We start from the raw sequence: 16,424 nt of genomic DNA on the forward strand, positions 1-16,424 counted from the left end.
GCATGAGCGGCAGCGAGACATTTCTCGCGATCCAGACCTGGCAGGAGATCAAGGCAGATTTCGGCGTCAATTGGCTGATTTATCTGTCCATGCCGTTCGTCGCCGCCTTCGTCGGGTGGAGCACCAAGATCGTCGCGCTGGAGATGCTGTACCGGCCGATGGAGTTCAAGGGCATCGGCCTGTTCGGTTGGCAGGGCATCGTGCCTCGCCGCGCGGGCAAGGTCGGGTCCAAGACCATCGAGCTGCTCACCCAGAACCTTCTGAAACCCGAAGAGCTGCTGGAGAAGGTCGACGCCAGAGAGGCCGTCGACACCTTGCGCGAGCCGCTGACCCAGGCAGTCGACGAGATTTCCCGCGACATCGCCGAGCAGATCCGCCCCGGGCTGTGGGATTCGCTGCCTGATGCAGCGCGTAAGGCGATCATGGCGCGCGTCCACGAACAGACGCCGAAGATCGTGGAGAAGATGCTCAACGAGATGCGGTCGGACCTGAACCGGTTCGTCGACATCCAGTACCTGGCGGTCACGACGCTGGTCCGGAACAAGGACAAGCTCAACAAGCTGATGCGCGGGCTCGGCGACAACGCGATGGCCTTCGTCCGTCGCAGCGGAATCTATTTCGGGCTCGCGATCGGCGTGGTCCAGATGGTCGCGTGGGCGCTGTTCCAGAATCCGTGGATCATGCCGGCCTTCGGCTTCGGCGTCGGCCTCATCAGTGACTACATCGCGCTCAACATGTTGTTCCGGCCCGTGCGGCCGACGAAGTACCTCGGCTTCATCCCGTTCCAGGGGTTGCTGCACGCCGAGCGCGACAAGATCACCGCGGACTACGCGCGGATCCTCGCCGAGGACTTGTTCTCACCCGAGATCCTGTTCGACGGCGTGCTACGCGGCCCGGGCTCCGACAAGCTGTTCGCGCTGGTGGGCAAGGAGGTCGAAGCAGCCATCGATGCGCAGACCGGCATCGCGACCCCGCTGGTCAAGTTCGCCGTCGGCACGCAGCGCTACAACGCCTTCAAGGACAACATGGTGAAGATGGTGCTCGAACGGCTCCCCACCACGATGGTCGAGGCCCAGGACTACGCCATGCATGCGCTGGACCTGGAGAAGACCATCATCGACAAGATGGGGCAGCTCACCAACGAGGAGTACGAGTCGATCCTGCGGCCGGTCTTCAAGGACGACGAACCGACCATGATCGCCGTCGGCGCAATCCTCGGCGGCGTCGTCGGCGAAATCCAGGTGCAGGTCATCGAGCACTTCGGCAATGACCCCGAGGCCATCGCGCTGCGCACCCTTCTGCATCACTAGCGATCGCCGGCCGGACCACTGCCGCCGGCCAGCAGGTCGCGGGACTGCAGAGCCAGCCAGAGTTGGGCGATGTCCGCGGTATCGGACAAGCGGGCGCCGGTGAGCTCCTCGACCTTGTGCACGCGGTAGAGCACGGTCTGCCGATGGACATTCATCGCGGCCGCCGTACGCTGCCACGACCGCTGGTTGGCCAGGAACGCCTCCAGCGTCTCGACCAGGCCGGTCCGGTGCTGGGCGTCATGCTCGATCACCGGACCGAGCCAGCGTTCCACCATCGCCCGGGCGTCCTCGACACCGCCCATGCCCACCCACGATGTAGCGGTGCCGTAGCGAACGACGGGATCCCCGGTCCGCTGCGCGGTACCCAGCGCCCACGTCGCCTCGCGGGCGGATTCGGCCGAACGGGCCACGGTCTTGATCACCCGGCCCGCACCGACCCTGGCCGTCGGCCCGAGTGAGGCGGCGATCGCCTCGACCGCATCATCGGATGCCGGTACCACGGCATGGGCGACTCCCGACCGGAACGCCGACACATGGGGAATCCGGCGGCGCCACAACGCCACGTGCAGATCCCGCAACCGCCGTTCGTCATCGCACGTGACCGAGACGAACATCGATGTCGCCGGGTCCAGCCCCGAGGACACCAGCTGACGACGCCCGACCCGTTGATCCATCCGCCCGTCGATGAGCTGCGCGGTGAGCTCGGCACCCGAGCGCCGGGCGTGTTCGAGCGCGAGGTGGGTCTGGGACAACTCCAGCGCGACGACGGTCGCGGCGTGCTGTATCAGCACACCGTCGAGCGCGGCACCGCCTTCGCGGATGACGGCCAGCACCGCGTCGTCGTGCGTGGGCACCTCCCCGACCAGAACCTCGGCCCCGCCGTCGGTGAGGACCGATCGTGCCCCGGCGGCCAGTGTGCCCTGCGACGCCGTCCGCACAGTCTCTTTCACGTCGTCCGACGGGTGCGGGCCGTCAGGGTGATAAGCGTCTCCGGTGACCCGGTCGCACACGTACACCGCGCATTTCAGTTCCTTCGTCAGGGCGTCGGCGATGCGTGATCGCCCCGCATCGCCTGTGGTGGAGTGGCGCAGCGCGTCATAGATGCGTGCCGTCTGCATCAGCCGCTGGGACTGCTCGAGCAGGGTGGCCTCGGCGACGGCGCGCGAGATCGCCACGAACGGCATCGGATAACGAATCCACAGCACCGGTAACTCGAGACGCTCGCTGGCGCGGGTGAACCGCTGGGTCAGTCGCGGGCAGAACATGTCCTCGCCGATGGCCAGTCCGCTGGCCCCCACGCGATGGAGTTCCTCGAGCAGATTCTCCTGGTCGTCCGCTGCTGCCGGGAACGACATGCCGTTGGTCATGAGCAGTTCCCCGGCGCTGACCCACTGCCACGGCTCGGGCAGATCCGACGTGTGGGTCCAGGTCACCTGTCGATCCAGTCCGGACTTGCCGGAATGCAGTCGCAGCTGCAGGTGCGGCATGTCCAGCAATTCGCGCACCGTGATACTCACATGCCAACCGTATCGACTCGACGACACATCGGGTAGCGCCATCAGCCAGATCCGAACAGCCCGACCCGATTACGGATTGCCCACCAGGGCTGCATCCCTGGCCTTGCGATGGGCCTGCGGCCCGAATACCGCGTACAGCGTGGCGGCCACGCTACCGCCGGCCAGCCAGGACAGATCCAGTCCGCCCAGCGCGCGGGCTCCGAAGCCCTGCATGACGCCTGTGGTCCCGTACATGAACATCCAGGTGGACACGATGCCGGCCGCGAAACACCCCATCGTCACCCAGTTCACATCGGGCAACCGCGGTGACCCGATCGGGTCGAACAGTCGCTGCGAATCGAGACGGCCCTTCTCGATGAAGAAGTAGTGCACCAGCATGATGCCGGCCCAGCTCGCCACCCACGCCACGATTGAGGCCAGCCAGGTGTCGAGCACGGCGGCAAGGCTGGACTGGAAGATGAAGAAGACGATGGCAAACAGAGCCAACACACCGACGAACACGTTCAGCTTCCGTCGGTGCACCTTGATATCGAGGGCCTGAGCGGATACGGAGAACGAGTAGATGTTGAGGATGTTCGTCGCGATCGGACCATGAATCACCAAGAACAGCACCGGTATCGCCAAGGCACCGTAATTCTCCACGATCAGCTTGCCCGGATCGACCGAACCATTCGTCGTCGCCAGACTCGCCCCCAGTACGCCGAGCCAGACCACCGGGATGAACTGGCCCAGCACGCTGGCCAGATACAACCGACGCTTCGGCACCGTGGTGCTGACGAACCGCGAGTAGTCACACGCGTAGGCGAACCAGGTGATTCCCCAACCAATTCCGATCACCGTCATCACCGCGGACATGGCTGCGACGCGTTCGCCGCCGTGCAGCACGTGGCCGGCGGGCCCGGCGTACGACGAGTCGATCGGTAGGTGAACCCACGCCACCACCGACATCAGCACCAGCACCGCCAGGGTCGGTGGAACCGTCCACCGCTCGAACCTGGCGATGGTCCGATAGCCGAACCAGGCGATGGTCACCTGGATGGTCATGACCGCCGCGGCGACCAGGATCTTGGCCGTGATGTTCGGCGCGTCCGGATCGACCAAACCGAGGCGGCCCAGCAGCGCCATCACCAGATCCAGCACGATCCAGGTGTTGACCGCACACCAGCCCACGGCAAGCGCCGCCTGGATGGCGGCCGGCACATAGGCGCCACGTCGGCCGAATGCGGCCCGGGACAACACCATCCCCGTGACACCGGCCTGTTGGCCCATCACCACGAACACGCCGAACAGCGCCATCCCGACGACGTTCCCGGCGATCAGGACGATCAGTGTGTCACGCAACCCAAGGCCGAGCCCGATGCCGAGCGCGCCCAGCACCCAGTTGATGGGCGCGATATTGGCACCGGCCCAGATCCAGAACTGCCCTGAAACTCGTTTGGTGCGGACCGATTCGGGGATCGGTTGGAGAATCTCTTCGAACTCGTGGATATCGGCCTGCGTGGTGGTTGTCACGGTGATCAGCGTGCGCTCTCGGTCGCGAGCGCAGGCTGCAACTCTTCGACTTGGCGTGCCTGCCACAGCTTGATCAGACCGAGGTAGATGAAGAACGTCGCAACCGTCCCCACGATCCACGCCGTATCGATGCCACCGATCTTGCTGGCAACCACGCCCTGATAGAACGCCGTTGACATGAACGGGATTTGGACGACGAAGCCGAGGAAGTAGCTGAGCACGGCCGGGACATTGAAGGCACCGTAGCCACTCTTCGGATCGCTGAACGAGGCCGGGTCGTAATGCCCCTTCTTCACCACGTAGTAGTCGATCAGGTTGACGATGCTCCACGGGATCAGCAGATAGATCAGGATGCTGATGAAGTTGGAGTACTGGACGAGGAAGTCATCGGAAAATCCGATGGCGGCGACGAAGACCACTACCGCGATCGCTGTCGCGGTGATGTTCCTGGCCGAGGACTTCGGCGACCACTTCAGCTTGAAGGCCTGGATGCAGGTGAGCGTGCACAGCGATGACCCGTACATGTTGATGACGCCGGCATCGATCGCTCCGAAGAAGAACACGAGCATCACGAAGACGAACAGGGGGCCGGGCATGATGCGCGACAGACTGGCCAGTTGGGCATCGGAGCCAAGGCCCGCAACGAGGAGCGCACCGACGATCATCGCTCCGGCGGCACCGAGGAGCGTGCCGAAGTACGTGTACCAGAACGCGGAACGGGGGGTGGTGGAGGACGGCAGATAGCGTGAGTAGTCCGAGACATATGGCGCGTATGAAAGCTGCCAGATCCCGGCAACCGATGCCATGCCCAGGAAGCCGGTCCAGTTGAAGGCGCCACCGCCGCCGCCACCGATGTCGCCGACACCGCCGTGCGCCGCGGCGACTGCGGTGTAGCCGAGGGTGAACAGCAGGGCGAGACCCGAGAGCCAGACCATCACCCGGTTCATCCGGAGGATGAGCTGATAGCCGACGACTACGGTGACCAGGGTGAGTCCGGTGCTGACGGCAAGCGCCACAACGGCATTCAGCGATGGGAACACCGCGATCAGGGTCTGCTGCGCCAGTATCATCAGGGAGACGATCCAGCCGACGTACGCAAGAATGACGACGACGATCACCAGCAGCGACCCGTACATCCCGAACTGGGCACGCGCCTGAATCATCTGCGGCACACCGAGGCCCGACCCCTGGACCGAGTGCAGCGCCATGAACACCGCACCCACGACGCTGCCGAGTAGGATCGCGATGATCGTGGATGTCACGTCCAGCTTGAAGATCGTCGGCCCCAGCAGGCCCGTGACCACGGCCAGCGGGATGATCTGGACCGTAAACCAGAACGAGAAAAGGTGCCGCACCTTTCCGGTGCGCTGCGATTCCGGCACCGGCTGGATGGTCAGATACTCGACCCTCGGGGCACTGTCATGCGACATGAAACACGTCCTTGTCTGGTGGGTATCGGCCGGATCAGCGGATCGCGAAGCCGCGGTCGACGACGCTCTCGAGCATGTCCACATAGGTGTCCATGTCGTCGCGCGCCGGCCGTGGTGCGGCGTCGTAGGGCATGGCAGCTTTCACTGCCGGGCTGAGGAAGTAGGCCCCCGCAGCCAGGACGGTCAGCGCTTCGAACTGGTCCGGCTGCTCGGCGGACAGGCTGTCCAGCGCAGCTTCGGGATCCTTGCCTGCGCTGGAGTCCAGCGCCTCGGTGAGCGCGCCGACGAGGTCGGGCCGGTAACCCAGGACCTGGTCGAGCAGGGCGCCGGACACCTCGGCAGTGGTGGCCGACGGCATGGTGTCGCTTGCGGGGATGAGGGTCTCGGCCAGAGTGGCAAACACCTGGCGCTGTTCGGAATTGAGCATGACGGTCCTCAGAATGCAGTCGGGATGCTGGAGCGGGTCTCGGCCAGATGCCGCATGGACCGCAGGGCGACCGCCATGATGGTGGCGGTGGGATTCATACCGGTCGACGTGACCATGGTGCTGCCGTCCACGATGAACAGGTTCGGGACGTCATGTGTGCGGCACCATTCGTCGACGACGGAGGTGGCCGGGTCGGTGCCCATCTTCGTGGTGCCCAGCAAGTGCCAGGCACTGTGCCGAACCACCGGAACCGGGTGCACGTCAACGGCTCCGGCGGCCTCGTGTGCCTCGACGGCCCGCGCGACGTTGAACTCGAGCATGCGCTGGCAGTTCTCGCCGATCTCGTAGTGGATCTTGGCCGCGGGGATGCCGTCGGAGTCGGTGACGTCGGGATCCAGTGTCACGGTGTTGGATTCGTCGGGCAGGTCCTCGGTGGTGATGCCCCATTCGGTGTAGCGACCGAAGGTGCTCGCCAGCCGCGGATGGAAGTTGGCGCCGAAGCCGTCGCGCCAGTTGTCGCCGGGCTCCCACAACGTCTGGGCCAGCGGGCCACCGGTCGGCATCAGGTTCCACTTCGCACCGCGCACGAATCCGCGGTCGGTGTCGGTCTCGTAGAACTGCAGGGACTGAATGGCCTGGCCGGCCGGGCCGAGCCAGGTCTCCATGTCTTCGTCGTACGCGCCGTAGACCGAGGCGTAGGGGTGCGTCATCAGCCGCTTGCCGACCAGGCCCGACGAATTGGCCAGGCCGCCCTCGGCCGAGTTCAGCAGCAGCCGGGGCGTGCCGATTCCGTTGGCCGCCACCACCGTCACCCGGGCGGCCTGATGCTGCAGCGTGCCGTCGCGGTCGATGTACTCGGCACCGGTCGCCAGTCCGCGGTCGTTCGTGGTGATTCGGCTGACCCGGGCTCCGGTGACCAGCTGCACCCCGAGCTTGATCGCGTCACGCCAGTGGGTGATGTCGGTACTGGCCTTGGCGCCGACGGGGCAGCCGGATTCGCAGGCGCCGTAGCGCATGCAGGCTTCCTGGTTCTTGTACTTGCGCGAGGCGATGGCGTTCGGCGCGGGCCACCAGTGCCAGCCCAGCTTGTTCATTCCCTTGGCCGCGACCAGGCCGTACTTGCCGATCGGCAGCGGGGGCAGCGGGAAGGTGTGCGGGTCCGGATAGGCCGGGTCGCCTTCCAGTCCGGACGCCCCGATGTGGTGAGTGACCTCGTCCAAGAACGGCCGCAGATCCTCGTAGGTGAACGGCCAGTCCTCGGCGACGCCGTCGAGGGTCTTGACCCGGAAGTCCGACGGCATGGGGCGCACCCAGTGTCCGGAGAACATGATGGTGCTGCCGCCCACACCGTTGAACATCAACGGTTCGACGGGGCTCTCGGTGCTGTCGATCGGATAGTCGGCGGAATTCTGCCGCACGTTGGGGCTGGCATTCCACTGCTTGAGGCGGGTGAGCTCCCACTCCGGCTTGCCGGCGGTGAAGTCGTCGGGCAGGTTCCAGTCGCCCTGCTCAAGGCAGACGACCTTGAGTCCGTGGCGGGCCAGTTCGAGGGCCGCCACCCCGCCGGAGGCTCCGGCCCCCACGATCAGGACGTCGGGTTCGTCATGGATTTCTCGGGTGTTCACTGGTCGCACTCCAGGTCAGATGGGCTGCTGTGCGAATAATGATGCGTGCGTCACACCTTGGAGGGCGAGAATTGATCCGCACAAAGTGCAGGACCCGCCTTGTGCAGGCGCACAAACACTGTCAACGCCCTGTCAGTTTGGGCTGATCAGCCGCCTCAACGGGACATGTGCTGTAGCCGGCGGGCCGCAATGGCGACCGCCAGGGTGGTCAACTGCCCGGGCTCGTCGAGGTCGACCTCGAGCAGCCGGGCCACCTGGTCGAGCCGGTAGTAGAGGGACTGCCTGCGGATGTGCAGGCGTTTGGCGGCCTCCGCCTTGCTACCCGCGCACGCGATCAGCACTTCCAGGGTGCGGACCAGCTCGCTCCCCTTGGCTCCGTCGCTGCGTTCCAGCGCGCCGATCTGGTCGTCGACGAATTGGCGCATGGCATCGGCGTCACCGTGGTGGGCCAACAGCCGCTCCAGCACGAGTGCCTGCACGCCGATCACCGGGCCGGCCTCCCTCAGCCCCTGACCGAGCCGCAGCGTCTCACGCGCCTCCACCATGGCCCTGGGCAGCAGGGCGATCTCGCCCACCACACGACTAGCTGTGGCGCACAGACGGTTTCGTGGAAGTCGGGCAACGCGCGCGGCCTCGCGCACGGCATCGAGGACTTCGGTCGACGGCACCCCGGCGGGCATGGCCAACACGCCGCACAACAGACCGTCGACGAGGCCGAAGATGCCGTGGCCGACCTGACCCATCAGGGCATCCGCCACCGAGGCAACCGATTCGACGCGCTCCGGGTCGATCGCGACGCATACGTAGCGTTGGCCCGTCGTCGCGATGCCCGCCGCGCGCAGCCGCGATTCCAGCGCGCTGTGTTCGACGGGTTGATTCGCCACCAGCTGATCGAGCACCAGCTGCTGCGCCCGGAGCGTGCCCGCGATACCCGTCTGCTCCCGCATCAGGCACAGCCCCAGCACCGTGGGCGCACGGTCGAGCACGGCGGCGCAGAGCAGTTCGGGTACGCCCTGCGGATCCACCGACAGCCGGCCCCATGCCGTTCCGTCGACCATGACCGGTACCTCGGAGCGCTCGGTACCGGAGCCGTCGCCGGCGCTGGACTCGACCATGACGCGTCCCGCATAGTCGCTCAGCCGGGCCGACGTCCCGAGCATCGAGGCGACCTGATCGATCAGTTCATTCAGGGTCGCGCCCCGGGCCAGCGCTTCCGACAGCGCCCGCGACGTCTCGTCGGCGTAGCGCAACCGCGAGACCGAGCGATTGATCAGCTCACTGTTGACCGCCTCGGCCACCTCGGTGAACCGGAGGGTCGGCGCCAGTTCGACCACCGGGAACCCCAGCGGCAGCGCCTCCTCGACCATCTCCGGCGGTACTTGCGCGAATGTCCTTCCGACCTCGAAGAACAGCCCGGCCACGCCTCGCTCGGCCAATCGCCGGACGTACAGCCGGCGACCGGCCTCGCCCACATCGATGAGGCCGACGCCGTTGGTCAACAGCACTTCATCGCCGCGCAGCAGGCCCGCGATGTCGTAGAGGTCGGTGGAATGAACCCAGCGCACGGGGTGATCGAGGTTGTCGCCACCGCTGAGCACGGCGGGGCCGGCCGACTGCAACGACGGGTGCGCCAGCACGTCTCTCACGGTCAAGGACATACGACAGTATGACCCACGGCACCCTCTAAACGTATGACAATACGTCTGTTGTCGCGGGACAAGCAGCGGGGCATTCTGGTCCACACAGGACCACTGAACATGCGTGCCGGCCAAACCAGCACCAACTGCTCCGACCAAATATGTTGCAGCACAATCTAATTACCACCAATAGAGGAAGATTGCCATGACCACACTCGTCACCGGCGGCCGCGGCTTCGTCGGCCGTCACCTGGTGGACCAACTGCTCGCCGGCGGCGAACGCGTCATCATGTACAACCGGGACTACTCCGTCGACCCCCGCGACGGGGTAGTACCGGTCCTCGGCGAACTGTTCGACATCCCGCGCCTGACCGAAACCCTCCGCACCTACGAGGTGGACCGCATCATCCACACCGCCGGGCAGAGCCACCCGGCGATCTCGATCGAACTACCGGTCACCACCTTCGCCGCCAATGCCGACGGCACGCTTGCGGTTTACGAAGCAGCCCGGATGACCGGCGTCCGTCGCATCGTGTTCTTCTCCTCGGAGTGCGCCCTGGGCAACATCACCGAGGCCGGCCCGGTCACCGAAGACATCAAGCCGGCCCCCACCACCGTCTACGGCGTGACCAAGGTGGCGGGCGAGTTGCTGGGCAGCACGTACAACTCGCTCTACGACATGGAAATCGTGTCGCTGCGCATCACCGAGGTGTACGGGCCGGGCTTGTGGATGCCCAGCCTGCTCGGCGACATGATCCGGGCCGGACTGCGCGGCGAGACCTTCGCCCTCGAATCCGGTGGTGATCACGGGTTCCAGTTCGTCTACGTCGACGATGTCGCCACCGCTGCCCGGCTGGCGTCCACCACCGCCAACCTGACCCAGCAGGCCTACTTCGTCTCGGGCGGCGACCGCATGACCGTCTTCGAAACCGCCGACCTGCTGAAGAAGTTCCTGCCCGATGCCCGGTTCGAGATCGGCCCGGGCTACCTGCCCGACTGGGACCGCCAGGTCCAGTTCGATCTGGGCCGGTCGGAGCGCGACCTCGGCTACGTGCCGGCCTGGACGCTGGAGAAGGGCCTGGAGAAGCAGATCGAGTGGATCCGGGCGACCGAGAAGCTGTGACGGAACGAAACGAAAAGGACACGCACATGGGTGAGATGACAGGCCGCATTGCCCTGGTGAGCGGAGCCTCCTCAGGTATCGGGCTGGCCACCGCCGCCACCCTGGCCCGCGAAGGTGCCGACGTGGCGGTGCTGGCCCGGCCGCAGGACGATTTGTCCGAGGCCGTCCGGCTCGTCGAAGGACACGGCAGGCGCGCCCTGCCGGTCAGCGTCGACGTGCGGGATTCGGCCGCGGTGCGCGCGGCGTTCGAACAAGTGGAAGCCCAACTCGGTCCGATTGATGCCGTGCTCAACAACGCCGGAATATCCCGCGTCGCGCCGCTTGTCGAGACCACCGACGAGGCCCTCGACGATCTGATGTCGATCAACGTGGCCGGGTCGTTCTACGTGCTGCGCGAGGCGGCCCGCGTCATGCAGCCCCGGGGCGCCGGCGCCATCGTCAACACCGGCTCTGAACTCGCGCTCATGGGCCAGCCCGGTTTCGTCGCCTACACCGCGACCAAGGGCGCCATCGTGGCGATGACCCGCAGTGCCGCAGCGGAACTGGCGTCCTGGGGCATCCGGGTCAACTCCGTGTGTCCCGGCACCACCCGCACTCCGCTGCTCATGGTCGAGTTCGAGGACAGCGCCGACGCCGAGGCCGAGATCGCCGAGATCGAGTCCAGCGTCGCAGTCGGACGGTTCGGTGAACCGCAGGAGATCGCCGAGGCCGTGGTGTTCCTGCTGTCCGACCGCGCCAGCTACGCCGTCGGCACCCACCTCGTCGTCGACGGCGGACGCTCGAGCTGCATTCCCGCCGGCAACATCGGCGTCTCCCACAACAACTGACCTACAAGGAGTTTGACTATGGCTGAGCAGAAGCCCCGGATGTACCGGGACATGACGTGGTCGGAGATCGCCGAGGCGGCCCGCGCCGACATCCCGGTCGCCATCCCGATCGGTTCGACCGAACAGCACGGCCACCACCTGCCGGTCTGCACCGACTGGCTCATCCCCGAGAAGCTGCTGGAGGAGGCCAGCCGTCGCACCGACCTGGTCGTCGGGCAGTTCGTTCCGTTCGGCTACCGCAGCCGTCCGGGTAGCGGTGGCGGACAACATATCCCGGGCACCCTGTCGCTGCGGGCCACCACCTACATCGCATTGCTCGAGGACATCCTCAGTGAGCTGAAGCGGGCCGGGTTCCGCAACATCGTGCTGTACAACTGGCATTACGAGAACAGCGGCTTCATCTACGAGCCGGCGTTCCTGATCTCCGAGAAGCACCCGGAACTGAAGATCCTGGTGATGGAGGACGCCAACCCCGATTTCACCGTGGACCGCCAGCAGGCCATCTGGCCCGAAGGCTTCCCGGGTCTGGCGCTTGAGCATGCCGCCGTCATCGAGACCTCGCTGCTGCTGCACCACGCACCGCACCTGGTACGGACCGAGCACATCAAGGCCGACGCACCTGAGCGGGTCGTCAACCACGATGTGCTGCCGATCGACACCCGGATGTCCACGGCCAGTGGTGTTCTGTCGTCTCCTGAGGCGGCCACCGCCGACAAGGGCAAGATGCTCACCGAGTGGATGGTCGACCGGTTGGTGGCGATCTTGGATGAGGAGTTCGGGGGCCGCCGCGGCGGTGCCGCGTAGATCCTGTGGTGGCGGTGCCGCGTAGATCCTGTGGCGGAGGTGCCGCGTAGGTCCTGTGTAATGGCGCGCCGCGCGAAATGTGTCGCGGCGCGCCATTCACATTTGTCCCAGTAGTCACCGCTGAGCAATGGGGTGTCGTTGTGCCCGCCTATGCGCGACTTTTCAGCGACAATCGCCCCACACCTATCGTGGGCACCGTCCGTCACGTCGGCGCTCACTACTCACACCACTGACACCTCATCAGCCACGCATGCAACGGATTTCGAGTTGCCCGACTACTAGCGACAGAGTCGCTGATAGCCGGGCACTGGACTGGTGAGGTTGACGAGACCGGTGGAGCTGGTGCGTCAGAAGTGGTCAGCGACAATGCGTTTGATGAGGCTGATGTTGCCCATCTGGCGATTGTCGCTGGATTGTCGCTAACAGGCGGGCAGATCGGATAAGGCTTCGACGGCCGTGGCTGCCGGGGCGGATGTGACTCGCCACCCGCCGGCCGCCACGGCCATCAGCATCCTCAGCCGTGCAGGTGAAGCGGCGCGCCGGACACAGCCATCAGCGCCTCTCCCAATGCCTCGTTCTGGGTGGGGTGGGCGTGCACGAATCGAGCGGCCTCGTCGGCCTTCACACCCAGGTTGTACAGCATCTGGGCCTCGCCGATCAGTTCCGAGACCCCGTGGCCGATCATGTGTACGCCCGCAACCGCACCGGCCGGGTCGACGACGAGCTTGATCGCGCCGGACGCCTTGAGGATCTGGCTGCGCCCGTTGCCGGCCAGGTCGTAGGTGACGGTTTCCACGCCGTCGCCGTAGCGTTCCCGCGCCGCCTCCTCGGTGAGCCCCACCGAGGCGATCTCAGGGTTGCAGTACGTGACCCGTGGGATACCGAGGTCCGCGACGGGCTGGGGGTTGCGGCCGGCGATCTGCTCGGCGACGAAGATGCCCTGCTGAAATGCCCGGTGCGCCAACTGGAGTCCGCCGACGATGTCGCCGATCGCGTAGACGCTCGGCACGCTGGTACGCAGCGCGTCATCCGTCACCACGAACCCACCGTCGAGGGTCACCCCGGCCTCGTCGAGCCCGAGATCGGCGGTACGCGGGGCCCGGCCGACGGCAACCAGCAGCACATCGGCGGACAACTCGTCGCCGGATTCCAGGGTCACTCGCACGTCGCCGTGATCGGTGGCGACCGCGGTGACGCGGGCTCCGGTCTTGGCGGTGATGCGGCGACGACGGAACAGCCGCTCCAGATAGGTGGAAATGGCGGCGTCCTCGTTGGGCACCAGCCGTGGCAGTGCTTCGACGATGGTCACCTTGGTGCCGAACGAAGCCCAGAGACTGGCGAATTCGACGCCGATCACGCCGCCGCCGAGGATGATCGCCGATTCGGGGATGGTCTCCAGTTCCAGGGCCTGATCGCTGGTGAGCACCCGCTCGGAGGGCGCGATGAGTCCGGGGAGCTTCGGCGCCGATCCGGTGGCCAGCACGATCGATTTGCCGGTGATGGTGGTGCCGTCGACCTCGACGGTGGTGGGCCCGGTCAGCCGGCCGCGGCCGTTGACGACGGTGATGCCCAGGGCGTCGATCAGCCCGGACAGTCCCTTGTGCAGCCGTGACACCACGGTGTTCTTGAAGCCGTGCAGCTTCTCCGGGTCGATGCTGTCGAAGGTCGCATTGACCCCGAATTGCGCTGCCGTGCGCGCGCTGTCGGCGACCTCGGCCGCATGCAGCAGAGCCTTGGTGGGGATGCATCCGCGGTGCAGGCAGGTTCCGCCGACCTGGGCCTCGTCGATCAAGATGACCGACAAGCCGAGCTGGGTCGCGCGGATCGCGGCCGCGTACCCGCCAGGGCCGCCGCCGAGGATGACGATATCTGCTGTGCTCACGAGACGCTCCTTGAAAGTTCGATGGCGGTACGGGCCTGGGTGTAGAGCCACCCCGCTCGGTAGGACGAACGCACCAGCGGGCCGGACATCACTCCGAGGAAACCGATCTCGCGGGCGATGCCGTCGAGTTCGGTGAATTCATCTGGGGTGACCCAGCGTTCGATGGGGTGGTGCCGCGGTGTGGGCCGCAGGTACTGGGTGATGGTGACCAGTTGACAGCCGGCAGCGTGCAGATCCCGCAGGGCAGCAACGATCTCCTCGGTGGTCTCCCCCATGCCGAGGATCAGGTTCGACTTGGTGATCAAGTCTTGACTGCGGGCCCGCTCGATCACTGCGAGCGAGCGTTCATAGTCGAAGCCCGGCCGGATCCGGCGAAAGATACGCGGCACGGTTTCCAGATTGTGCGCGAGCACTTCCGGTGCCGCATCGAAGACTTCGTCGAGTTGTTCGGGAGTGCCGGTGAAATCCGGGATGAGCAGTTCGACGCCGGTGCCCGGGCAGGCCGCGTGGATCTGACGCACGGTCTCCGCGTACAACCAGGCGCCGCCGTCGGGCAGGTCGTCGCGCGCCACCCCGGTGACGGTGGCGTAGCGCAGCTGCATGTCGGCCACGGATTCGGCCACGCGCCGCGGTTCATCCCGGTCCAGCGGCTCGGGGCGGCCGGTGGCGATCTGACAGAAGTCGCAGCGCCGGGTGCACTGGTCGCCGCCGATCAGGAAGGTCGCCTCCCGGGCTTCCCAGCATTCGAAGATGTTGGGACAGCCCGCTTCCTGACACACGGTGTGCAGGTCGTTGCGCTGCACCAGGGCGGCCAGCTCCCGGTATTCCGGGCCGGTCCGCAGCTGGGTCTTCATCCAGGCCGGTTTGCGTTCGACCGGGGTCTGCGCGTTGCGGACCTCAAGTCGCAGGAGCCGGCGGCCTTCTGGGGTGACGGTCATTTCCTCAGCATTCGACGATGTTGACAGCGACGTTGACCGCCAGCCCACCCATGGATGTCTCCTTGTACTTGGAGCTCATGTCCATTCCGGTGGCACGCATGGTCTCGATGACCTGGTCCAGGCTCACCCGGTGGGTGCCGTCGCCGCGCAGCGCCATGCGGGCCGCGTTGATCGCCTTACCCGCCGAGATGGCATTTCGTTCGATGCACGGGATCTGCACCAGGCCACCGATCGGATCGCACGTGAGGCCGAGGCTGTGTTCCATGGCGATCTCGGCGGCGTTCTCCACCTGTTGCGGTGTGCCACCCAGGATTTCGGCCAGTCCTCCGGCAGCCATCGACGCCGCCGAGCCCACCTCACCCTGACAACCGACCTCGGCACCCGAGATCGAGGCCCGCTCCTTGTACAGCGATCCGATGGCCCCGGCGGTCAGCAGGAAGCGGACGGTGGTGTCGTCCGGGTCGGCGATTCCGGCCGGGGTGTAGCGCAACGCGTAGTGCAGAACCGCCGGGATGATCCCGGCCGCACCGTTGGTGGGCGCCGTCACGATCCGTCCGCCCGACGCGTTCTCCTCGTTGACGGCCAGCGCCACGAGGTTCACCCAGTCCTCGGCGAAAGCCGGGTCACGCTGCGGGTCTTCGGCATTGAGCCGCACGAACCAGTCCCTGGCGCGCCGCCGGACCTGCAGGTTGCCGGGCAGATAGCCGTCGCGGGCCATCCCGTTGGCCTGGCACGCGACCATCACGTCGCGGATGTGCAGAAGGCGTTCCCGCACGTCGGCTTCGCTTCGGTTCACGCATTCCTGCCGCATCATCGCCTGGCTCACCGACAGCCCGTCCCGTTCGGTCAGGGCCAGCAACTCCGCGGCCGAACGGAAGGAACCGGTGGCGTCTGCTCCCGCCCCTTCCCGCTGGGCCGGCGCGCTTTCAGTGACGACGAAACCGCCACCGACCGAGAAGTACGTCTCGCGGTACGCGACGTCACCACCGGCCGAAAACGCCGTCAGCGTCATGGCATTCGGGTGCTGGGCGAGCTGCCGGCCCGGCTCCAGATGCATATCGGATTCGGTCAGCGCGATGACGATCCGGCCGGCCAACAGGATCTTCCCGTCGGCGCGAATGGTCGCCAACCGCCGTTCCATCTCGTCGGTCTCGATCGTCTCGGGCCGATAGCCCTCGAGACCCAACAGGATGGCGGGCATCGTGCCGTGCCCGGCACCGGTCGCTGCCAGCGAGCCGAACAGATCCACCCTGACCTCGGCGACACGATCGACCATGTCGCGCCCGGCAAGTTCGTCGACGAACATGCCGGCCGCCCGCATCGGGCCGACGGTGTGTGAGCTCGACGGGCCGATCCCCACCGAGAACAGGTCGAACACGCTGACCGGCATGG

Annotated in this window: 13 protein-coding genes; 4 read left to right on the forward strand and 9 right to left on the reverse strand. The window is 66.2% G+C overall.

Features of this window, described 5'->3' with window-relative positions; all coding sequences use genetic code 11:
- Positions 1–2 precede the first annotated feature (2 nt).
- The gene (locus ACWEFV_RS05535) at positions 3–1,310 is read left to right on the forward strand and encodes a DUF445 domain-containing protein (RefSeq protein ID WP_450069358.1); all 1,308 of its coding nucleotides are present in this window, start codon (positions 3–5) and stop codon (positions 1,308–1,310) included.
- Here ACWEFV_RS05535 and ACWEFV_RS05540 read toward each other — a convergent pair.
- From ACWEFV_RS05540 to ACWEFV_RS05565, 6 genes are all read right to left on the reverse strand, one after another.
- On the reverse strand, positions 1,307–2,827 hold the full coding sequence (locus ACWEFV_RS05540) for a PucR family transcriptional regulator (RefSeq protein WP_167857700.1): 1,521 nt from the start codon (positions 2,825–2,827) through the stop codon (positions 1,307–1,309). The two genes, ACWEFV_RS05535 and ACWEFV_RS05540, sit on opposite strands and share 4 nt — an antisense overlap.
- A 69-nt stretch (positions 2,828–2,896) precedes the next feature.
- Positions 2,897–4,339 (reverse strand): purine-cytosine permease family protein, encoded by a 1,443-nt coding sequence (locus ACWEFV_RS05545; protein WP_450069359.1) that lies wholly within the window; start codon positions 4,337–4,339, stop codon positions 2,897–2,899.
- A 5-nt stretch (positions 4,340–4,344) separates the two neighbouring features.
- Positions 4,345–5,769, reverse strand: a complete 1,425-nt coding sequence (locus tag ACWEFV_RS05550; protein WP_450069360.1) for a purine-cytosine permease family protein — start codon at positions 5,767–5,769, stop codon at positions 4,345–4,347.
- 34 nt (positions 5,770–5,803) lie between these two features.
- Complete coding sequence (locus ACWEFV_RS05555) at positions 5,804–6,196, reverse strand: hypothetical protein (RefSeq protein ID WP_450069361.1); 393 nt, start codon at positions 6,194–6,196, stop codon at positions 5,804–5,806.
- A gap of 8 nt (positions 6,197–6,204) precedes the next feature.
- Positions 6,205–7,830, reverse strand: a complete 1,626-nt coding sequence (locus tag ACWEFV_RS05560) for a GMC family oxidoreductase (RefSeq protein WP_450069362.1) — start codon at positions 7,828–7,830, stop codon at positions 6,205–6,207.
- A 146-nt stretch (positions 7,831–7,976) separates the two neighbouring features.
- Positions 7,977–9,479 carry a PucR family transcriptional regulator gene (locus ACWEFV_RS05565; RefSeq protein WP_450069363.1) on the reverse strand — a complete coding sequence of 501 codons (1,503 nt, stop codon included), beginning with the start codon at positions 9,477–9,479 and terminating at the stop codon, positions 7,977–7,979.
- A gap of 184 nt (positions 9,480–9,663) precedes the next feature.
- Here ACWEFV_RS05565 and ACWEFV_RS05570 point away from each other — a divergent pair, with 184 nt between their 5' ends.
- Genes ACWEFV_RS05570 through ACWEFV_RS05580 form a run of 3 tightly spaced genes read left to right on the forward strand, consistent with a single transcriptional unit; the run spans position 9,664 to position 12,212 of the window.
- Positions 9,664–10,581, forward strand: coding sequence for an NAD-dependent epimerase/dehydratase family protein (locus ACWEFV_RS05570; RefSeq protein WP_135452000.1), 918 nt, complete (start codon positions 9,664–9,666; stop codon positions 10,579–10,581).
- Positions 10,582–10,607: 26 nt separating this feature from the next.
- The gene (locus ACWEFV_RS05575; RefSeq protein WP_450069364.1) at positions 10,608–11,408 is read left to right on the forward strand and encodes an SDR family NAD(P)-dependent oxidoreductase; all 801 of its coding nucleotides are present in this window, start codon (positions 10,608–10,610) and stop codon (positions 11,406–11,408) included.
- A gap of 18 nt (positions 11,409–11,426) precedes the next feature.
- Positions 11,427–12,212 (forward strand): creatininase, encoded by a 786-nt coding sequence (locus tag ACWEFV_RS05580; protein WP_450069365.1) that lies wholly within the window; start codon positions 11,427–11,429, stop codon positions 12,210–12,212.
- A gap of 514 nt (positions 12,213–12,726) precedes the next feature.
- Here the strand turns inward: ACWEFV_RS05580 and lpdA are convergent.
- Genes lpdA through ACWEFV_RS05595 form a run of 3 tightly spaced genes read right to left on the reverse strand, consistent with a single transcriptional unit; the run spans position 12,727 to position 16,422 of the window.
- Positions 12,727–14,094, reverse strand: coding sequence for a dihydrolipoyl dehydrogenase (lpdA, locus tag ACWEFV_RS05585; protein WP_135451996.1), 1,368 nt, complete (start codon positions 14,092–14,094; stop codon positions 12,727–12,729).
- Positions 14,091–15,032: a lipoyl synthase gene (gene lipA, locus ACWEFV_RS05590; protein ID WP_450069366.1), complete on the reverse strand. Its 942-nt coding sequence runs from the start codon at positions 15,030–15,032 to the stop codon at positions 14,091–14,093. The genes lpdA and lipA overlap by 4 nt, the downstream gene beginning before the upstream one ends.
- Before the next feature lie 4 nt (positions 15,033–15,036).
- Entirely contained in the window at positions 15,037–16,422 is a 1,386-nt protein-coding gene (locus ACWEFV_RS05595; protein ID WP_450069367.1) for an L-serine ammonia-lyase, read from the reverse strand.
- Positions 16,423–16,424 lie beyond the last annotated feature (2 nt).

This window comes from Mycobacterium sp. NPDC004974 (genome assembly GCF_053600815.1).

Bases quoted from the DNA above. Each gene is read 5' to 3' on its own strand.
- ACWEFV_RS05535 (WP_450069358.1), top strand. From the start codon at position 3: ATGAGCGGCAGCGAGACATTTCTCGCGATCCAGACCTGGCAGGAGATC.
- ACWEFV_RS05550 (WP_450069360.1), bottom strand. From the start codon at position 5,769: ATGTCGCATGACAGTGCCCCGAGGGTCGAGTATCTGACCATCCAGCCG.
- ACWEFV_RS05555 (WP_450069361.1), bottom strand. From the start codon at position 6,196: ATGCTCAATTCCGAACAGCGCCAGGTGTTTGCCACTCTGGCCGAGACC.
- ACWEFV_RS05565 (WP_450069363.1), bottom strand. From the start codon at position 9,479: ATGTCCTTGACCGTGAGAGACGTGCTGGCGCACCCGTCGTTGCAGTCG.
- ACWEFV_RS05570 (WP_135452000.1), top strand. From the start codon at position 9,664: ATGACCACACTCGTCACCGGCGGCCGCGGCTTCGTCGGCCGTCACCTG.
- ACWEFV_RS05575 (WP_450069364.1), top strand. From the start codon at position 10,608: ATGGGTGAGATGACAGGCCGCATTGCCCTGGTGAGCGGAGCCTCCTCA.
- ACWEFV_RS05580 (WP_450069365.1), top strand. From the start codon at position 11,427: ATGGCTGAGCAGAAGCCCCGGATGTACCGGGACATGACGTGGTCGGAG.
- lipA (WP_450069366.1), bottom strand. From the start codon at position 15,032: ATGACCGTCACCCCAGAAGGCCGCCGGCTCCTGCGACTTGAGGTCCGC.
- ACWEFV_RS05595 (WP_450069367.1), bottom strand. From the start codon at position 16,422: ATGCCGGTCAGCGTGTTCGACCTGTTCTCGGTGGGGATCGGCCCGTCG.